This window comes from Candidatus Cyrtobacter comes, assembly GCF_034470605.1.
Lineage (GTDB): Bacteria > Pseudomonadota > Alphaproteobacteria > Rickettsiales > Midichloriaceae > Cyrtobacter > Cyrtobacter comes.
This window is the reverse complement of the sequence record NZ_JARGYT010000018.1, coordinates 1-18,689: the sequence shown is the minus strand read 5'-3', so window position 1 is coordinate 18,689 and position 18,689 is coordinate 1. Positions and strand designations below refer to the sequence as shown.

Annotated in this window: 21 protein-coding genes and 2 tRNA genes; 8 read left to right on the top strand and 15 right to left on the bottom strand. The window is 34.0% G+C overall.

Annotated elements, in window-relative coordinates; translation table 11 throughout:
* Positions 1-258 precede the first annotated feature (258 nt).
* On the bottom strand, positions 259-1,512 hold the full coding sequence (locus Cyrtocomes_RS02110; protein ID WP_322497562.1) for an MFS transporter: 1,254 nt from the start codon (positions 1,510-1,512) through the stop codon (positions 259-261).
* A 345-nt stretch (positions 1,513-1,857) separates the two neighbouring features.
* Here Cyrtocomes_RS02110 and Cyrtocomes_RS02105 point away from each other — a divergent pair.
* Positions 1,858-1,929, top strand: a tRNA-Thr gene (locus Cyrtocomes_RS02105).
* A 270-nt stretch (positions 1,930-2,199) separates the two neighbouring features.
* Here Cyrtocomes_RS02105 and Cyrtocomes_RS02100 read toward each other — a convergent pair.
* Positions 2,200-2,361, bottom strand: a complete 162-nt coding sequence (locus tag Cyrtocomes_RS02100) for a hypothetical protein (protein ID WP_322497561.1) — start codon at positions 2,359-2,361, stop codon at positions 2,200-2,202.
* A gap of 195 nt (positions 2,362-2,556) precedes the next feature.
* On the opposite strand from Cyrtocomes_RS02100, the gene Cyrtocomes_RS02095 reads away from it, so the two are divergent.
* From Cyrtocomes_RS02095 to Cyrtocomes_RS02085, 3 genes are all read left to right on the top strand, one after another.
* The gene (locus Cyrtocomes_RS02095) at positions 2,557-2,814 is read left to right on the top strand and encodes a type II toxin-antitoxin system Phd/YefM family antitoxin (protein WP_322497560.1); all 258 of its coding nucleotides are present in this window, start codon (positions 2,557-2,559) and stop codon (positions 2,812-2,814) included.
* On the top strand, positions 2,811-3,065 hold the full coding sequence (locus tag Cyrtocomes_RS02090) for a Txe/YoeB family addiction module toxin (protein ID WP_322497559.1): 255 nt from the start codon (positions 2,811-2,813) through the stop codon (positions 3,063-3,065). Before Cyrtocomes_RS02095 ends, Cyrtocomes_RS02090 begins: the two co-directional genes overlap by 4 nt.
* Positions 3,066-3,606: 541 nt before the next feature.
* Positions 3,607-4,083, top strand: a complete 477-nt coding sequence (locus Cyrtocomes_RS02085) for a hypothetical protein (protein ID WP_322497558.1) — start codon at positions 3,607-3,609, stop codon at positions 4,081-4,083.
* A gap of 35 nt (positions 4,084-4,118) precedes the next feature.
* Here Cyrtocomes_RS02085 and Cyrtocomes_RS02080 read toward each other — a convergent pair whose 3' ends face one another.
* From Cyrtocomes_RS02080 to Cyrtocomes_RS02060, 5 genes are all read right to left on the bottom strand, one after another.
* Positions 4,119-4,796 (bottom strand): hypothetical protein, encoded by a 678-nt coding sequence (locus Cyrtocomes_RS02080; RefSeq protein WP_322497557.1) that lies wholly within the window; start codon positions 4,794-4,796, stop codon positions 4,119-4,121.
* The gene (locus Cyrtocomes_RS02075) at positions 4,741-5,058 is read right to left on the bottom strand and encodes a phage minor head protein (RefSeq protein WP_322497556.1); all 318 of its coding nucleotides are present in this window, start codon (positions 5,056-5,058) and stop codon (positions 4,741-4,743) included. The genes Cyrtocomes_RS02080 and Cyrtocomes_RS02075 overlap by 56 nt, the downstream gene beginning before the upstream one ends.
* Positions 5,059-5,385: 327 nt before the next feature.
* Positions 5,386-5,823 carry a 6-pyruvoyl trahydropterin synthase family protein gene (locus tag Cyrtocomes_RS02070; RefSeq protein WP_322497555.1) on the bottom strand — a complete coding sequence of 146 codons (438 nt, stop codon included), beginning with the start codon at positions 5,821-5,823 and terminating at the stop codon, positions 5,386-5,388.
* On the bottom strand, positions 5,799-6,116 hold the full coding sequence (locus Cyrtocomes_RS02065) for a hypothetical protein (protein WP_322497554.1): 318 nt from the start codon (positions 6,114-6,116) through the stop codon (positions 5,799-5,801). Before Cyrtocomes_RS02065 ends, Cyrtocomes_RS02070 begins: the two co-directional genes overlap by 25 nt.
* Complete coding sequence (locus Cyrtocomes_RS02060; RefSeq protein WP_322497553.1) at positions 6,113-6,448, bottom strand: hypothetical protein; 336 nt, start codon at positions 6,446-6,448, stop codon at positions 6,113-6,115. Before Cyrtocomes_RS02060 ends, Cyrtocomes_RS02065 begins: the two co-directional genes overlap by 4 nt.
* Before the next feature lie 226 nt (positions 6,449-6,674).
* Between Cyrtocomes_RS02060 and tatC the strand changes: the two genes are divergently transcribed.
* Genes tatC through Cyrtocomes_RS02045 form a run of 3 tightly spaced genes read left to right on the top strand, consistent with a single transcriptional unit; the run spans position 6,675 to position 9,130 of the window.
* On the top strand, positions 6,675-7,382 hold the full coding sequence (tatC, locus tag Cyrtocomes_RS02055) for a twin-arginine translocase subunit TatC (protein ID WP_322497552.1): 708 nt from the start codon (positions 6,675-6,677) through the stop codon (positions 7,380-7,382).
* Positions 7,376-8,623 carry a serine--tRNA ligase gene (serS, locus tag Cyrtocomes_RS02050; protein ID WP_322497551.1) on the top strand — a complete coding sequence of 416 codons (1,248 nt, stop codon included), beginning with the start codon at positions 7,376-7,378 and terminating at the stop codon, positions 8,621-8,623. Before tatC ends, serS begins: the two co-directional genes overlap by 7 nt.
* A 3-nt stretch (positions 8,624-8,626) precedes the next feature.
* Positions 8,627-9,130, top strand: a complete 504-nt coding sequence (locus tag Cyrtocomes_RS02045) for an RDD family protein (RefSeq protein ID WP_322497550.1) — start codon at positions 8,627-8,629, stop codon at positions 9,128-9,130.
* Positions 9,131-9,392: 262 nt separating this feature from the next.
* Here Cyrtocomes_RS02045 and Cyrtocomes_RS02040 read toward each other — a convergent pair whose 3' ends face one another.
* The 8 genes from Cyrtocomes_RS02040 to Cyrtocomes_RS02005 all read right to left on the bottom strand — a co-directional run bounded on the left by Cyrtocomes_RS02040 (position 9,393) and on the right by Cyrtocomes_RS02005 (position 18,014).
* The gene (locus tag Cyrtocomes_RS02040; protein ID WP_322497549.1) at positions 9,393-10,247 is read right to left on the bottom strand and encodes a DUF4238 domain-containing protein; all 855 of its coding nucleotides are present in this window, start codon (positions 10,245-10,247) and stop codon (positions 9,393-9,395) included.
* Positions 10,248-10,680: 433 nt separating this feature from the next.
* On the bottom strand, positions 10,681-12,315 hold the full coding sequence (locus Cyrtocomes_RS02035) for a hypothetical protein (RefSeq protein ID WP_322497548.1): 1,635 nt from the start codon (positions 12,313-12,315) through the stop codon (positions 10,681-10,683).
* 144 nt (positions 12,316-12,459) lie between these two features.
* Positions 12,460-13,977 carry an HlyD family type I secretion periplasmic adaptor subunit gene (locus Cyrtocomes_RS02030; RefSeq protein ID WP_322497547.1) on the bottom strand — a complete coding sequence of 506 codons (1,518 nt, stop codon included), beginning with the start codon at positions 13,975-13,977 and terminating at the stop codon, positions 12,460-12,462.
* A gap of 26 nt (positions 13,978-14,003) precedes the next feature.
* Positions 14,004-15,707: a type I secretion system permease/ATPase gene (locus Cyrtocomes_RS02025; protein WP_322497546.1), complete on the bottom strand. Its 1,704-nt coding sequence runs from the start codon at positions 15,705-15,707 to the stop codon at positions 14,004-14,006.
* Positions 15,688-16,143: a signal peptidase II gene (lspA, locus tag Cyrtocomes_RS02020; protein WP_322497545.1), complete on the bottom strand. Its 456-nt coding sequence runs from the start codon at positions 16,141-16,143 to the stop codon at positions 15,688-15,690. The genes Cyrtocomes_RS02025 and lspA overlap by 20 nt, the downstream gene beginning before the upstream one ends.
* 3 nt (positions 16,144-16,146) lie before the next feature.
* Positions 16,147-17,031: a hypothetical protein gene (locus tag Cyrtocomes_RS02015; protein WP_322497544.1), complete on the bottom strand. Its 885-nt coding sequence runs from the start codon at positions 17,029-17,031 to the stop codon at positions 16,147-16,149.
* On the bottom strand, positions 17,032-17,919 hold the full coding sequence (gene dapA, locus Cyrtocomes_RS02010; RefSeq protein ID WP_322497543.1) for a 4-hydroxy-tetrahydrodipicolinate synthase: 888 nt from the start codon (positions 17,917-17,919) through the stop codon (positions 17,032-17,034).
* Between the two features lie 21 nt (positions 17,920-17,940).
* Positions 17,941-18,014, bottom strand: a tRNA-Pro gene (locus tag Cyrtocomes_RS02005).
* Between the two features lie 159 nt (positions 18,015-18,173).
* On the opposite strand from Cyrtocomes_RS02005, the gene Cyrtocomes_RS02000 reads away from it, so the two are divergent.
* Entirely contained in the window at positions 18,174-18,587 is a 414-nt protein-coding gene (locus Cyrtocomes_RS02000) for a hypothetical protein (RefSeq protein WP_322497542.1), read from the top strand.
* The last annotated feature ends 102 nt before the right edge of the window (positions 18,588-18,689 follow it).

The following is an 18,689-nucleotide window of genomic DNA, read 5'->3' as shown; positions in this document are numbered from 1 at the left end:
GGAAACAACCTTTTATCCATCTAAATACCATATTTATCGCCTCCAATATAATATTGCATCTTTTCCATTATTTGGCAAAACCTTTGTTAACAGTGCCTAAGATACCACCAAACATACTGATGTGTAATGAAGATACATATTGTTGTATATAGTTTTATGGAGCTTAAATAATGTATAGATAGATATAATACATTTGATATTGATATTAAAAATCAATTAATACCAAAGCTTTCTGGCCAAAATTTAAAACTCTGAATTTTATGTATGTACTACACGCTTAAGTAGGGCGCTTACTAATAAAAACGTACAGGATATAAAAATTAAATAAAATGATGGTCCAGTTTCTCCAATAAATCCCGCAAGAAAAGCGGCTATAGCAGGGGAGGTTCCACCAAATATTGCATTACCTGTATTCCAACTAAATGCAATACCAGAGTATCTGAGGCTAGGTGTAAAGGATTCTATCGCATATGGATAAGCTGGAGCAGATATTAATGCCGCAATTACGCTTAGTAATAACAACCCAAGTAAAATGGATGGGAGGTTATCGCAACTTAATAAATAAAATATTGGAAATGACAGGCTGATAATACTAATACATGCGGCTATTATCATCTTTTTATATCCTATTTTATCCGATATAATACCAAGGCCTGGAAGTAGTAATATAAACGCTATTAAACACATTGATGTTAAAAGCAAAGAATCCCTGGGGGAAAAATTGTGAAATCTAATAAAAAATATATTAATATACGCCCTTATTATATAAGCGGTGGCAGTTGCTACCCCAGCTAAAAACGTTATGAGTAGTATACTAGCCCAACTTTCTTCAAGCACTCTTAATATAGGTAACTTCTTCTTTTTCTTTTGATATTCTATATCATATTTTAAATTGTTAAATATTGGGGTTTCACTGAGCCCATACCTCAGATATAACCCGGCAATTCCCATCACTCCACCAAGCAGGAACGCGTACCTCCATGATTGGGGGTTGTAATCAAAAAACTGGCTTATGAATACACCTACAAATGTTGCTATAAGAGTACCCATCATATTCGAGGCCATGACAATTGAGCCTATTAATCCAGGTTTATAACCATCCAAATGCTCCAATATAAAAACCGCAGAACCTGCGCCTTCACCACCTATGCAAACCCCTTGTATTAATCTAATTGCAACTAATAGTGCAGGCGCCCAAAACCCTATTTCATCGTAAGATGGTATTAATCCAATTGATGACGTGGCGAACGCCATTCCTATTATGGATGTTATAAGGGCCTTTTTTCTTCCAAAAACATCTCCTATGTGTCCAAAAATTATACCACCCAGCGGCCTCATTAAAAAGCCTATAGCAAACACAATTAGCGCTAATATATCATTCGTAGAACCATCATGATGCGGAAAAAACAACGCACCTATAGTTGGCGCAAATACCGCATAAACACCAAAGTCATAATATTCAACTATGTTACCAACTACAGTCGAGCCAATAATCTTTCGTTTTTGAGCCAATTGATTACTTATAATACAAAATTCCTCACAGAGATTACCTTAATATAACAGATAATTTCAACATCGCATTTAAAAGTCTTATGAAATTCAAAATCAGAAAAATATAAAACAAAATTAGGCGATAAATTTAAATAGACTATAATAAATATATAACATCACTATAATTTAACTAATAGTTAATGTGAATATCTATAATAGGTTGGTTAAGATATAATGTATTAATAAATGGTGCAAGCGCTATTCAGTTACATACCAGAATATATCTTATGACATTGGTTTTCTTTACATAACGTGGGTAAATTTTTGTTGTAAAATTACTTATATGTGTTAGAACTTCCACCTGGAGCCGCCATAGCACAGTGGTAGTGCGCTTCATTGGTAATGAAGAGGTCGCAGGTTCGATTCCCGCTGGCGGCACCGCTTTTTCGGTGCTTTATGCGATTCATTCGCTCAAAAATACCCACACAAAAATAAATACGCAGGATATTGGACATGACGTATAAGCTAAGCAAGCGATCTCTTGTTTTATTATATATCAGATAATTAGCCGCAGGCATCTAGCTAATTATTATGAAGTGCATCTGCCGCTATTTGATTTCCTTGCACTAGAGCCACCTGTTTCATGAGCATTGACACCATCTTGCAATTCAAACTCTCATTAAGGGCATTGTGTTGATTTACAAAATTTTATGGTGTTATTCTGCTTTGCTCATGTCTTCCAAGCTCATTAACCAGACTAGATGATAATTTCCTTTCATAAAATGGCTCTGAGTATGTACTTAAAAATTTTGAGAGCTTTTCCTTTTGGTAATGATCAACAGCTATCTTGCATTGCCAAAGCTTCGCCATTGATGCATTTTGAGAGCCAAGATAACTTCACCACCTCCTAACCACAAAATACCTAAATAACATCATAACGTTTCGCTAACTAGTGATTACCGGGTTTTGATTTGCTATGCAAATAGAGAGCTGAAACTACGAGTACTTGTATAAGTACGTATTTTGCATATAATACAATCATCGGCTTTTATTAAATTAGACTTTATGAACACAGTTAATTATAGTGATTTCAGAAATAAGCTTGCTTCTTGCATGGATGAGGTAGTAAGCCATAGCACTCCGCTAATAGTAACAAGAGGAAGTGCAAAACCTGCGGTAGTGGTTATGTCATTAAAAGATTTTAAATCTTATGAAGAGACTGCCTATCTTATGTCAAGCGCAAATAATGCCAAAAGATTAAATGAAGCAATACAGGATATAGAAAATGGTAATGTAGTTAAAAACGAACTAATAGAGGAATGATGATACTATGGTCAGTCAACGCTTGGGAAGATTACCTTTATTGGCAAAGCAAAGATAAAAAAACATTGAAGCGCGTTAATATACTTATTAAAGATATAATGAGGAATCCGTTTTCTGGATTGGGAGAGCCTGAAGCCTTGAGGCATTCTTGGTCTGGTTATTTTTCCAGAAGAATTGATAGGGAGCACAGACTTGTATACACATTCAAGGATAATACAATTATTATAGCTCAGTGTAGATATCATTACTAATCAACTAAAGTATTATGACATTATAAAATTCAGTAATGATTTTTTATAATGATATTACTAAATGAAACCATATTGCTGTATGGATACAAAGCTACCAGATGAGTACTATACAACCAAAATTAACAGATGTTAAAATATACTGGGCATAAACTTAGCAATTGAGATTACTTACTAGATAGCAAAAGCTCCAAAATACATCATTCTTACAATCTAGATTTAAATTCCTCTAAACTCCTCTCAACACTAAACCTCGAATCACAACTCTTAACACAATAATCATAAAAATCCTTCTGAGATTGGCTCAGTATGCCATTTTAGTATTTGATGAATTTGCACAAATGTAGTACTGCTATTCTAGCGTGGTTTTAATTCGTTGAGATAGCCTAATGCTGGTACATAATAACCGTCATAAAATTATCAATATATAAACATGCTGGTAGATTTAATAGCACCAAAAATTCAGCATTTGTGGCAGCTTCATTGGGCTTTTAGGATTAATCCATTTGTTATACTATATTTCATTGTAGGCCCCAGCCTCATTTTGTATGTCAAGCCTTGGATGAGCGTATCAAAGAGATACCGATTTATCGCTCTATCATTTGTACTAAGCTGTTATATATTACTAGAATCAGTATTTTATAATGATGCTTTAAAAGATTTTGCCTACAAAACGTGTGTAAATTCATTAGTGAATGTTGATCCTATGGACGAGTATGATACGTGTAAATCATATACTGTTGATGACACTTTTGATGCCATCTTATATGAGATTTTTATTTTAATAACTGTACTTTTTTTCTCACCATTTTGGGGAGTGCTTAGGCTTGCCTGGCGCATCTATCACAGGAAAATCATAAAAGAAATGGGGGCAACATATGAGTATAAACTTCTTGATGATGTTTTAATAGTAGCTTCTATCTTCTGGCCTCCAGTGTGTTATGCTCTTATTATACTGTTTACTACATTGTATATAATATACTGTCTTATATATTCCGCATTCCAGTGGGTATTTTGTTAATTTATTCAAGTTTCTTGAAGTAACCTTAGGTTTTGTTAATATATTCCTTTGATTTCCCTAAGTGCTTCGGCCTCAAAGTTAGTTTTCCATTTATCTGTTATATAATATCTATTTACTATAAGCTCAAATTCTACTTTATCCATTGTAATAGTTCTTAAGAATTTCCAAATTAATAGCTTAATTTTTTCCCATCTCTTTTCACTTTCTTCAATCTCTTTTATAGATTTGGCCATCTCATCAGGATCTAAATTAGAAGTACCTATCAAGACTTGTCTAATATCAGCTGGATCCGTAAATATGTCATAATATTCATAATCTATATACCCTGTTATATGGATATGGTTATAGTGGTAAATCGCATTTCCTTTGAATTTGCCTTTAATTGTACTTCCGCCAAAGCACCACTGATACTCTTTAAATGAATAGCTTTTTTCAAAAAAATACTCAAAATAACCAGAGCTTCCTAGTTCTTTGGCTTTTTGAATAATTTGCCGATTGATCTTTTGCATAACCCCTAAATCATAGAAGTAATAGTTCATTACTCCACTTAAATGCCCCGTCTCTCTCAATTTAACATCTATGCCGCTACCAAAATATGCATAGAGTATAAATTCATAATCACCCCATTTTTTGCCAAAAAGTTTTGAAGTAAGAATGTCACCCCCACTGTTTAAGTCTCTCTGTTGTATCGCTAATAACAGTTTGATGCGCATATTCTGTTACCCCTTGAATATATGGCTCTGCTATACATCTGCAGTTATAATCTGCACCTGGGTGGCCACCAGTTGCAGGTGGATTATTCTTAGTAAATATTTTATTTTCTTGGTGAGATGTTCGAACTTTCTCATCTCCTATTGTTCTCCAAACATAAATTTGGGGAATTGCTTCTTCTTGAAAATAGCCTTTTGTTATTGGTACAGGAGCTCCGTATTTAATACAGGATTCTTGATCATGTACGTTATATATTTTCTTCATAAGCGAATTTAAAAATTTAACGCCCTAAAGATGAAGAGTTACTTAAAAAAATAAACTCTGGGAGTAGCATATTTTTACAGAATCTTTTTGGAAAAATTTTTCTATATCATATATTTATAAGCTGCTGCATTTTAAGCTATTCTTTTTTATTTTGCTAACAGACCATTTAGCCATGCTTAAAGAACCCATGATTAGGGCTCTGATAGATAATGAGTAACCACGTTAAAATCCAAAACAAGCTAACATATTCATTTTTATATGATTAGGTTACCACCTATACTATTAAATACACAGCGATGTGGCTAAATAGCAATTATGTATACAAATCTATTCTATTTCTGCATAGCAGTTTGGTGTTTCGTATATTCTCACTTTATAGCAGTTCACATCCGTACCTTTAAATAGTGATGGGATAATTTCTCTTATTAAGATAGTAGACATGTTTTCAGCCGTTGGGGCTTTATCCATATAAAAAATTTTCTGCTTCGTATAATGTTCAATACATGACCCAAGCTCTCTATCATCTATACTCAATATTGTTGTATGGTCCCAATTGCAGTTTATCCAATTAGCAAGTACCTCCTTTATTAAGCCAAAATCCACTACCATATCCCTTGCACCCTTAAATTGAGCCTCAAATGAAGCCTCTAGTATGTATCTATGTCCATGCAAATACTTGCATTTTCCTGCATGGCCTATAATTCTGTGCGCCGCATCAAATTCGATCCTTCTTGCACAAATTAACCTTTCAGGTTTTTTATGCATTTTTCCACCTCATCATTAATAAAATTTAAATCACTCATAAAAATCTCCTCTATTACATCCCTGTTGCTTTTTATTAATTCTAATTCCTTTATGATACTTTTCATACCTTCCAATTCTTGTCTTATTAGCAGAGCAGACAAAAATAATGCTTTGAGGTCACCTAATCCAGGCTTTTTAGCCTTAATTTCAAGAACCTGATCTGATATTGATTGCGCGAAATCTTTTACTTTTTCAGGGTGATCAGATTCGAGGTTTAGCTCTGTACTCAAGAACTTTACAGTAAATTTTTTCATTTATCTCTCCTACTTAAAAGTCTTCTTAATTCTGCTATTGATACTTCTGATCTTGAATCATTGCCAGAATATGATGAGGCATGATCTGCATCTGTATTAGATTTTGAGATCCCATTCCCCATTAATTCTCGCTCCATACTAGCTATCTGCACTCTAAGATCATTTATCTCATTTTTCAACTCACTATTCTCTTCTCTTAATTTATTATTTTTTCCTATTAGATCCGCAAGCTCTGAATTGAGTTTCAAAATTCGTCTAGATACTTCAGACACATGCAAAACCAACTCTTGCAGAGATCTTCTTACTTTGTTTCTAAGTATTTCCGAAGACATGTTCTAGAACTTATTCTCTAAAAGTGATAACATACAACATAAACTTAGCATATGTCTATTTCATGTTTTGCGTATCATTGGCAGAATTAGTATTAATATTAATTGTAGTTATATTGATTTTTTCACCAACAGAGATTGCTATACTCTATACAACTATATCGGTTAGCAAAAAAAGAATAACTAACTATATCGTCCAATTATGTAAGCAGATTTTCGTATCTATTAAATGAATAAAGGTTCTTTTATTTTTCATTATATAGAATTAAGAGCAAGAATTCTCAATTGCGCCATTCTGTACTTCATTCTGTTTGTTATATGTTTTTACTTCGCGAAAGATCTTTATATATTGATCTCAACACCATTAACCGTAACTAATGATGAAATAATTTTTACCGATATAACAGAGGTTTTTCAGTGTCAAGTAAGCTTAGCTTCATACTGTGCGTTCTTGCTTTTAATACCTTTTATCTCTTGGGAAGTATATAATTTCATCAAACCTGCGCTTTATGAAGATGAGTTGATGCTGGCACGTCTATGCACAATACTTTCACCGCTTTTATTTATCCTATCCTCAGTATTTGTTTTAGAAGTAGTGATGCCATTTATGGTGAAATTTTTTACATCCTTTAATCAAAGTTTAAATCTTCAATTCAAGCCAAAAGCAGATCAATATTTAATTACTTTTTTAAAGCTTATAACAACTTTTGGCATAGTATTTCAGTTTCCTATTATAGTATCTATTTTAGTAAAGGTTCGGATATTAACCGTAAAGCATTTGGTGGAATATAGAAGACATGCCATAGTTGTAATATTCATAATTGCTGCAATTTTAACGCCACCGGATATATTTAGCCAAATTATTCTTGCTCTACCACTTTTATTATTGTACGAAATTTCTTTATTCATTGCTAAATTAATAGAAAGGGGATGTTAGATATAAAATTCATCAGAGAGAATCCTGAAGCTTTTGATAAAGAGATGCAAAGACGTGGGCAATCTTACTCTGCAGCTCAAATACTTGCATTAGATGAAGAGATAAGAAGTGTAAAAACTATCATGCAAGGCTTGCAAAGCCAAAGAAATAAATTAGCCAAAGAATTTGGTATGGCAAAAACGCCGCAATTACTTGCGGAAAGTACAGAAAAAATTAAGCAAGCAATTTCAGATGAAAAAGCAAAACTAGATGTTCTTGAAAGCGATTTTCAAAAGCTTATGAGCTCCATTCCCAATATCCTTTTTTCAGATGTACCAAATGGCTCTTCCGAATCTGAAAATGTTACTGTAAGAAATGTTGGAGAAAAAAAATCGTTTTCATTTTTACCAAAGCAACATTTTGAATTGCTTCAAGATAGTATGCTATTTGAAAAAGCTGCAGAAATTGCTGGTTCCAGATTCGTCCTTCTTAAAGGTGGGCTCGCTAAATTAGAAAGGGCTATCGCTTCATTTATGCTTGATATACATACAAATGAATTTGGCTATACAGAGGTTTCAGTACCATATCTTGTAAATCATGCCGCGATGTTTGCCACTGGGCAGTTACCTAAATTTTCGCAAGATTTATTTGCCGTGGAAGATAAGTTCTATTTAATACCCACAGCTGAAGTGCCATTAACAAATTTGGTTTCAAATTCTATTGTAGATGAAAATGAGTTACCACTAAGGTTTGTTGCTCATACTCAATGCTTTAGGTCAGAGGCTGGTAGTGCAGGTAAGGATACTCGTGGCATGTTGAGGCAGCATCAGTTTGCTAAGGTAGAGCTTGTTAGTATAACAAGTAAAGAATCTTCTAATAATGAATTAGAAAGAATTTTGAATTGTGCGGAGGAAGTCCTTAAAAGACTTGAGATTCCATATAGAGTACAACTTCTATGCTCTGGCGATATTGGATTTTCCTCTACAAAGACATATGATATAGAAGTCTGGTTACCTGGGCAAAATTGCTATAGAGAAATCTCCAGCTGCTCTAACTGTATGGATTTTCAAGCTCGTAGAATGGATGCAAGGTATAAGGATATAAATGGTAATAAGGAATTTCTCCATACATTAAATGGTTCTGGGCTTGCGGTTGGCAGGACATTGATTGCAATATTGGAGAATTACCAGAATTCGGATGGTAGCATAACAATACCAACCGCGCTTAAAAAATATATGGGTGGAATTAGTTTTATAAAATAAGATATGGAATACGCGTCTTTTAATAGGAGGATTATGGCAGCTACATTAGACCTTGTACTGCTAACCATTATATTGATACCACTTAGTGCATTAATGAATTATTTTGCATACGGAGCAAAGCATCCATTTGTTCTAATGGCAGAATTTTTTGATTCAAGAGATGATTCGGTTAGCACCGATGAGCTTTGGACATTTTTAATGACGGACTGGTTTCTTTATAAATACATAATAGTTCAAGTACTTTCTTTCGTATTTTTATTGTTATACCACGTATATTTTTGGTCTAAATTTGCTGCCACCCCTGGAAAAATGCTACTGAAGTGTAAGATTGTTGATTCAGAGGATGCGATGCGACCAATTCCCATTAAACGTTATGTAGCTAGATTTTTTTCTTATATAATATCTGCCTTGCCGCTGTGTATTGGCTTTATAATCTCATCTTTTACTAAAAGAAGGCAAACCTTGCACGATCTTATTTCAAAAACTGTTGTTATCAGGTTCAAATGATTAACAATCAATCTGGCAAATCTAAAAATCTGCACCATCAAGTTAATTTTGATGCCTTATAAAAGGGATGTGCTGATAAAAAGAGCAAAGCACATAAAAATTTGATCTAACATCGTGATTAAAATGATCTGTATGAATCATACAATTCAACAGAATATGTGTAAGCTTAAATGTTAACTAATACATTTAAGCTTTGAATGCTCACGATTTTTGTATCGTTATTGTAAGACATGAAGCAACAATTGTCACTCGAAGCATAAACTTATTTATTAGAATACCATATAGTGCACGCATTATATCTAGCAATTGACTCTTCAGTTGCATCTATTGTCACGTTAGTAGTCGCATCTATTGTAGTATCTAAGCTTTCAAAAGACCCTACTACAGCTAATTTATTAGAAATAGGAAAATACAACTGTGTTTTTTTATGCATAAGACCTAGTGGTACATTATTTTTAGTCTCGTATGCTAAAAATGCAGGATGGTCAGAAGTAATAAAGCCCAAATTTCCCTCAGGAGCTTTCAGTAACAGCCATTTACGTAATTTTAGAAGTTCATAAACTTCCTCTTGAGCTTCAATTGCCATTTGAAAATGAGAACCTGACGTAAAATTTATCTTATATTCATCATTCTGTACTTCATCTAGAAGATGTGCGTGTTTAAGCAATTCTTCATATTTCGATCTTTCTGACTCAGCAAGTTTTCCTTGGTCATATAACGCTTGGTATATTTGCAGTTGTATTTTAGTAACTCGGTGTAATGCTTCATTAAAAATGTTTCTATTCTTAGGATTAGATATATAAATCCATGCAATAAAATCTAGCAATACATCAAGGTTATTTGAAAAAGAAGATGTTTTCTTAATCTGTTCTAGTACCTCAGAATATTTTGCTTCTGCTTTAGCTAAGACCTCCTCATACACACCTGGGTTACTAGGACAGTCGGCTTTATAAAAATCTGTTTGTGATGCAACATTTTTTACATTACTTATAAACGACTTATTTTCTCTTTTATCTATACAATAAAGCTGTGCTTTTTCTTTATCATCACAAAATCCCTTTAAATAGAATTGAGGAATATAATGATGTAACTTGGCTCTTTTCGAATCCTTTTGCATATTTGATATAGCTAAACAACTAGAGGTGGCTTACACATATAGCTAAGGCGGTATAGAATTATTACATAAAAAGTAATTTTGTTAAACTTAACCCAATGATAACTAACCTATTTTCAAAATTAGTCATGGGCCATTTTTATGACGCTTTAACTATAGTTCTATTACCTTTATTAGAGAAAAATTTACATCCCTTCATAGAGTTGTGCACATTCATTCAACGCGCACACTATCACATAACAAAATCTATTCTTTTAATGACCAATACCAAAATTCTACATCACCATTATAACCCACTTTATCACATATGAAAAAGCGGTATTGCAAATTTATTGGCTGTTTTACTCCTTGTAGTGATTAGGTTTTTTGTGGAAAACACTTACACATTTCTTTCTCTAAAGCATCACCCAATTTCTTGTCACTTTCTTTTATTGTATTAATCATCTTTTCTATATTTTGTATTATATACTTCTGGGTATCCATTACTTCTCAAAGCCTCTTCATATTGGCTTATAACAGCATAATCATATAACAAACCCCCTTTTGTGATCATGGCTTCTATTGCTTTTTTGCAGCATTCACTGATATCGTATATTAAGTTACAAAGATAGTGTTGTATTACATCTTTGTTCTCTATAATCACTCCTTTCTTAGACGGTAAGGTAACTGCTTCTGCAAGTTTTGTAGTAAATTGTTTAAAATAATATTCAACATTATTCTCATTGTTTGTATTAACTTTTAGATCTCTATACAATTTTTGTAATGGAGAAACAAATATCATATTAAATAGATTATTTTTGAGCGTGTCTAAACATAGAAAAAATTTATCTAGATCCCTTACCTCTTTTAGCTCTAAAATATGAAACATCACGTCATTTTGTAAGCTTCCGTATATACCTATTACATAATCGCTGTAATAAATATATATATTATCTTTATTTATTATTTCTTTCTTCACCATTGCTTCGCATATTCTCATAGTAGCGCCGTATAATTTTTGTTTATACTCAGGCTTTAAGTCAGTTTCAGATAGTGTTTTATAACATTCAATAAATTGCTTAATCACCACCTTAGCTTGCTCATGTGCATGCCTAAAAGTGATGGATGCATTATATAATAGAAATACAAACAGACCACTAAAAAATTCTATACCTCCACCTTGCTCCAGATTGATGCTTGAAACAGCTTGTATCATATTTGTAATAATGATGGTTTGTGGCTTTTCTCTCCCTTCTGCATGCACAAGTAACAAATTATAAACCGCTAAACGCTGTTCATAATTAAGCATATTTAAGTTATTCAAGAGTAATATCATTTTAGCATCATCTTGAACGTTAATGAAATTTGCAAGAGTCATTACAGTATCTTGCATTACTTTCACAATCTTCTCTCGTCCTGAATGTGATTTTATGCTACCATATAATGGCAACAATCTCTCAAAATCTAGCACATTAAGTTGCTTATAATGTACCATACCGATCTCACATATTGTCGCAATCATCTCTGAACCATCTTGCAGGTTATTAAATTTATTATCCTTGTTATTGGATAAAATTTTAGGAGAGAAATTTATAATTTTTGATGCAAGCCACGGATCATGTGACACTTTAGGCCTTAAAACCTTATAAAAATTTTCAATATCTACCAAATCTTTTGTTGCTATATCATCAAACAAATCATGAAGAATTGACTCATAATCTAAGCACTCTCTACTAAAAAAGTGCAAACACAAATTTAGTATACAAAAAACAACAAAAACGATGTATACGGCATGACAAATTGTAATGGAATAGCTAATTTTATATTGATATTTACAAAAAACTATCAGTGCTAAAAGTATACACCATGTGATTAGTGCAAAGATTATATTCAAATCTAATATACGATACTGCTTGGATTTGTATACTATTACAGAAAGCCTTTGTACCGCATCTTTAGATAATGCCAGTAAGTGACCTAAATAAATAGGAAAAAATAGACCAAGCCCATATCCTATTACAGAAAAATCTCTACCTTTGTTTTCTAGTGCTTCAATATCAATAAACAGTCCATCAAATATGAATCTAGCCACACACAACAATGTTATAGAAATGATAGAAATCAAGCATTTTTTTTCATACATGCTACCTAATCTCCGGTTTCTGTGCACAAAATTATAAGGTACTAAAAAGTTAACACTTTTTTACGGCTCCCTTTTTAACGGCCCCCTCCCTTTTTACGGCTCCTTAAATGCTCTGTGGAAACTATCAATGATAGGACTCAACAGATATTGCAGCACAGTCCTCTCACCTTTTACTACGAAAACAGTTACAGGCATACCTGGAAACAACTTGATATCAGCATTTATTCTTTTTATGACTTCATGATCAAGAACAGCCCTCAATTTATAAAATTGCTCACCTCTTTCAGTAACAATTTTATCAGGGGAAACATATGTAAGAGTTGCATCAACCCTAGGAACTAATCTGCTTTTATATGCATTTAACTGCACCTTCATCTTAAGGCCTGGATGAATACTTTCCACATGCTGTGGTAACAAATATGCCTCAATAATTAAGTCTTCATCTTGTGGAACTATATCCATTATTTTTGTTCCAGGCTGTATAACCCCACCAGGAGTATGATACATAAGTGTTGTAACCATACCAGAGCTAGGAGATCTTATTACAGTCCTTGACAAAATATCACGATTCGCACTTAATTTTTGCTCTAAATCAAGAACAGTACTATGATTCTCTCTAAATCTTTCGGCGTTACGCTGCTTAAAATCAATTACAATTCTTACTTTATTTAATTCAGCTTCCGCTATTTCTTCACGAGCCCTTCCCATATTTGCATGAATTTCTGCAATACTTCCAGTAAATTGGTCTAGTTTTTGCATCATATCCAGCAATCTCACCCTAGTATCTAAACCCTGCTTCTGTAGACCATTAACAATACTGAGTTGTTCCTTTACAATCTTTAGGTTTTCTTCATAAGTGGACATTCTGGCTTGCAACCCCCTTATTTCAGCCTCCTTTTGCATAACTTTTTGAGTCTCTACATCTATTGCCCCTTTTACTGAAGCTTTATTAAGTGCGAATATGGATTCCTGATTTTGCATAAAAACCTTGACCTCCATATCATCACTACCCTCTATAATAGAAGGAGAAAAATCAACATGCTCCATATCCTGTGATTCTGCTATCAACCTCTGCTCAACTATTTTCGCAAACTGTAATTGGGACAAAATCATACCTACCGACGCCTTAATTTGCGTATCATTTAGTATAATTAGCGGCTGATCAACTTTTACAGTATCCCCATCCTTAACTAGAATCTCTTTTATAACACCACCTTCAAGATGTTGTATCATTCTATGCTCACTACTTACTATTATTGTTCCTTCTGCAACAACAGCACTATCAAGCGGCGCAACACCACCCCAAAGAACAAAAAACCCCAATGCGCCTGCTAGCACAAGAGCGCCAAATATGACAGGTTTTTTAACTTGAGACTTTAATTCACGCTCAACTTTAAACCTATTTTTCTTGTGTTCAATATCAACAGAGAACATCATTTCTTTTACAAACGATAGCATATCCGTTGCCCTAGAAAGAATAGTCTTCTTATTCACAACTTTAGAATCACTTATAATAGCATCAGCATCTGTAATAGCCTCAGCATTCACAACCCCATCTATGCTCTCAAGTTTAGTACTTAACGAACTATCTCTCTTATCTTTATTATCCATATCACATATGAAATTTATTTAATCCTTTAATTCAGAAGAGTATTCTGCATTTTATTCATTACTTCCCTTGCTGGTCCAAATGCAGCCAACGCACCATCAGATACAACGGCAATTTTATCAACAACGGATAGTACAGGCGCTCTATGTGATATTACTACAATAGTTACACCACTTGTCTTTGCAAAATCTATTGCGGCAGATAATGCAGCCTCTCCTTCACTATCCAAGCTTGAATTTGGTTCATCTAAGAGTATAATATTAGGCTTTCCATAAAAAGCCCTAGCAAGAGCAATTCTTTGCCTTTGCCCACCTGATAAAACAGAACCATCTGGCCCTATCTCAGTATCATACGCATTAGGTAATCTTAAGACCATCTCATGAACTCCTGCAAGTTGCGCTGCTCTTAAGACTTCCTCAGGGTCTGGGTTCTCATCCATTCTTGCTATATTCACCTTAACACTTCCACTAAACAACTCTATATCTTGCGGTAAATAGCCAACATGTCTACCTAATTCATCCCTATTCCAATCATGGATGTTAGCACCATCTATCCTGATAGCACCCACAGAAGGCCTCCAAGCTCCAACAATTAATTTTGCTAATGATGTTTTGCCAGAACCAGATGCACCTATTACTGCAACCGCCTCTCCAGCTTTAATGGAAAAACTTATACCCTTTATTATATATTTTTGACTCATCGGCGGCGCAAAATATACGCCTTCCAAAACAATAGAACCACTAGGCTCAGGTAGAGACATTCTATTATCATCATCAGGCATTCTCATATATGATTCATTCAGCCTCAAATATGCTTTCCTACAGTCTAAAAAAGATTTAATTGAGTTAATAAATACCTCAAAAGGAGACAAAGCCCTACCCATAATTGATGAGCTCGCTATTATTGCACCAGTTGAGATTTCATGGTTTATAGCTAGCCACGCACCCACACCGGTCACAGAAATTTGTACAACAAGCCTAAAAAACTTATTAACTTCGGAAAGAATAGACTGCCTTTGCGATACAATATTTTGTGTATCTTGCACTAAGGAATTAAATTTTTGCCAGGAAATCAAAACGTTCTTAAACATACCCATCGATTCTACCACCTCAGCATTCCTGATTGCCTGCTCTGCATTCCTCATGCTTTTGATGAAATTTTCGTTATTTTTTTCCAAGAGAGGCTTGGTAGATTTATTTGTTATGATAGCAAAAAATACCGTAACAACTATACCGATTATAGCTATGATACCTATATATAGGTGCAACATGAACAATACGATAATGAATATTATTGCCCACGGGGTATCAAATATAGAGACAAGTGCCGGACTTGTAACATATGTTTTTATTGTCTGCAGATCTCTGAGCTGCTGGCTTCCAGCCTTCGATTTTGCAACAAGGCTAGTTTTTATCGAATTTCTAAAAACACCTTCTGATAACTTGTTTTCAAACCATATCCCAAACAAAGACATACCAAAAGACCTGGCCCCTTGTAGAAGAGAAAGTAATGCAAGCGCAAGAATCACAACAAGTGTGAGCATGAGTAAAGTATTGGTATTACCACTTGATAAGACCCTATCCAGAACTTGCATTGAATATACGGATGTTGATAAAAGAAGTATGTTTACAAAAAAACCACATACAAAAATATAAGATACAATTCCTCGTATTGATTGTAACGCAAGCGCCAACGGCGTCTCATTACTTTTCTTATCTTGTACCGCTTTCATTTTTTCTTATAAAAAAATTTTGAGTAGATAATAATATGGCTCCCACAACTATCATAGAATCCGCCACATTAAAAGTAGGGTAGTGATACCCAAAGGCGTGCAGATCTATAAAATCAAAAACAGCCCCATGAATAACCCTATCTATGCAATTAGAGATCGCGCCACCAACCATAAGCATGCAATAACCACTTACTAAACCTGCTTTATATGCATAAAGCATAAAGCTAACCACAAATGCAGAAAGCCCAAGAAAAATGCTCTGGTTCGTAGTATAATCGTTAAACATACCAAAACTTACTCCGTAATTCCAAACTGGAGAAATATTCAAGAAATGCATCACATACAGGCTATCAGTACCTGTAATAAAATCAAGCACAACAAACTTAGATACCTGATCAAGCAGAATAACTACTATGCCTAATAATAAGAAACGCACAACTCACAAAGAAACTTTGCTTATAATATAATTCAAAGCTGATTCTAAATCTAGGTTAAATCTATCACAATCAAGCAAAATTTCTCTTGCTTTATATAAGTTATCAATCTTTCTGATACTTACTGAAGTCATATGAGTTTTGCATAGTACCGCAAAAAGGATTGCAATTTTTTCATTATTAGATAGATCAACGGCTTTAGTAAAAATGGACCTAATTACCGGCAATAGGTCTTGTATATTACTTAAATTTTCTTCTACAAAGCTTGAGCCAAGATTATTTAGAATTTTAATTGCAAGCTCTGCATTCGGATACAGAAGATCGCAAATAATTCTAGATGCTTTTTTGCTACTAGCCGTAAGAAATTCCAATATTTCTTTAAATTCCCCCCTTGTAAAAGCCAAAATTTCTAACTCTACACATCTAGAACGTAATGTATCACTTAAAGCATTGATACGATTTGTAAAAAATATAACAAAACTATTTGAAGGTGGCTCCTCAATAGTTTTCAGCAATGCATTTGAGGCATTATGTGTCATTTTTTCTGGGTCTTTTATTAACGCCACCCTATTTCCTACAGTAGATTTAGAAAAAAAATCAATTAACTGCCTAGCATCTTGCACAGATATCTGCTCTGAGCTTATAGAAAAAAGACCTTGATGAACTGCTTTCTTCATAAAGCTTCGCTCAATTTCACAACCCAGTATTTTTGAGCACATATAAAGCGCCACAGGCTCTAATAAAAACCCCCAAGAAGTTATGATTAATGAAGTTGGCAGCGATAATAAAACACTATCTAAAAATCTAACCCTTTTTTTATAAACCGCTGTACTTAATATACTATGATCAAAAGGGAATCCATCCATATTATCATGCATAGCCCCTATCATTTAAGATGCATGGCCCCTATCATTTAAGAATTTTAATATCTTACGCTGCAGATCTTTAGACGCGCTAGTAAGCGGCAATCTTACCTCATATGAAGTTATTAAATCCATAAGATATGCTGCGTATTTTATCCCCGCTGGACTTGGTTCAGAAAAAATATCTTTATAAAACTTAATAAAATCCATTTGGATATGTGCTGCCTCTTTTATATTTCCACGCAATAATAAATCCTGTATATCACTACACTCTTTTGGAAAAACGTTTGAAGAAACTGATATCCACCCCCTTCCAAAATAAGAATGAAAGGGAATCACATTCATATCATCACCACATAATTGCACTATACTGGCATCAGAATCCATCAATGCTTCTAGAGAACTCTGCCTTGATATATCTCCAGATGAATCCTTCAGCGCAACAATATTATCAATCCTCGCTAGCTTTGCGATAGTTTCATCTTTTATATCAACCACTGTTCTAGATGGATTATTATATATAATTATTGGAATATCTACACTTCCCGCGATGTATTCATAATGTTTATATATTCCATCCTGAGATGGTTTGTTATAATAAGGTGCAACTATGAGCGCACCACCAGCACCGGCACTTTGCGCAAGCATGGCCAGCTCCGCAGCCTCTTTTGTACAATTGCTGCTACAACCCAATATTACCTCAATTTCATCACCGCATGCAGAAACCGCAATATCAGTCACCCTTTTCCTTTCAGCAAGAGTTACACAAGAAGCTTCACCAGTTGTACCTAGTATAACTATACCAGTAACGCCAGAACTAATCTGAAACTCAATCAACCTCTCAAAACTTTTAAAATCGATCTCCGAATCTAAAAATGGAGTAATTGAGGCTGTATATAGACCTTCCTTAAACATATAAATTGCTGCAATAGAGCGTCGGGGCAGAGAGATTTGAACTCCCGACCCTCTGGTCCCAAACCAGATGCGCTACCAGACTGCGCTATGCCCCGAGATGCCCAAACAATTACATCACATATAACATAATTTCAAGAACGTTTTTAGAACTTAATAATAAAAAAATACAAATATTGTACTGATATCCTATAACATCGCTTTACTTTATGCTGATACTAGCTATAATATCAGCATGTTAATCATTTGTTTTTAAAATGTATAAAAAGATAATTTTAACTGCCACAGCTCTACTAAGCTTCTGTAATACTGGCCACTTATACGCAGCTGAGGATAAAAATATAAAAGTAGCCGCATCCTTTTCTAAATTTTTTGTCATTGGTGATATACTATACCCAATCCGATTTGAGGAAGAGAACTTTTTTGGCGCCTCTGTTATGTTTGCAAACTCAAATAATACAGATGTTGGTCTTGAAGTTAAGTACTCTCCAGGTAATCAAAGAAAAATTAAGTACTCTTCAGAGAATCAAGATGTGTCACTTCTTGCATGCTCAGCTAGCTTTAGATATCTTTTTAATTACCAAGATAGTATCTTTAGGCCATATGTGAGATTTTCAGCTGGGTTATATAAAGAGCTCTCTACCCACACCTCTGCTATTAGGCACTGTTAACAAAGGTTGTATTTAATAGATGCTAAAGCTATAAAGGCAAGGAAAGAGAGATCGGATTTCTCAAATCGTAATGCTAAGCGTCGATTTTCTTTGAGTTTAGCG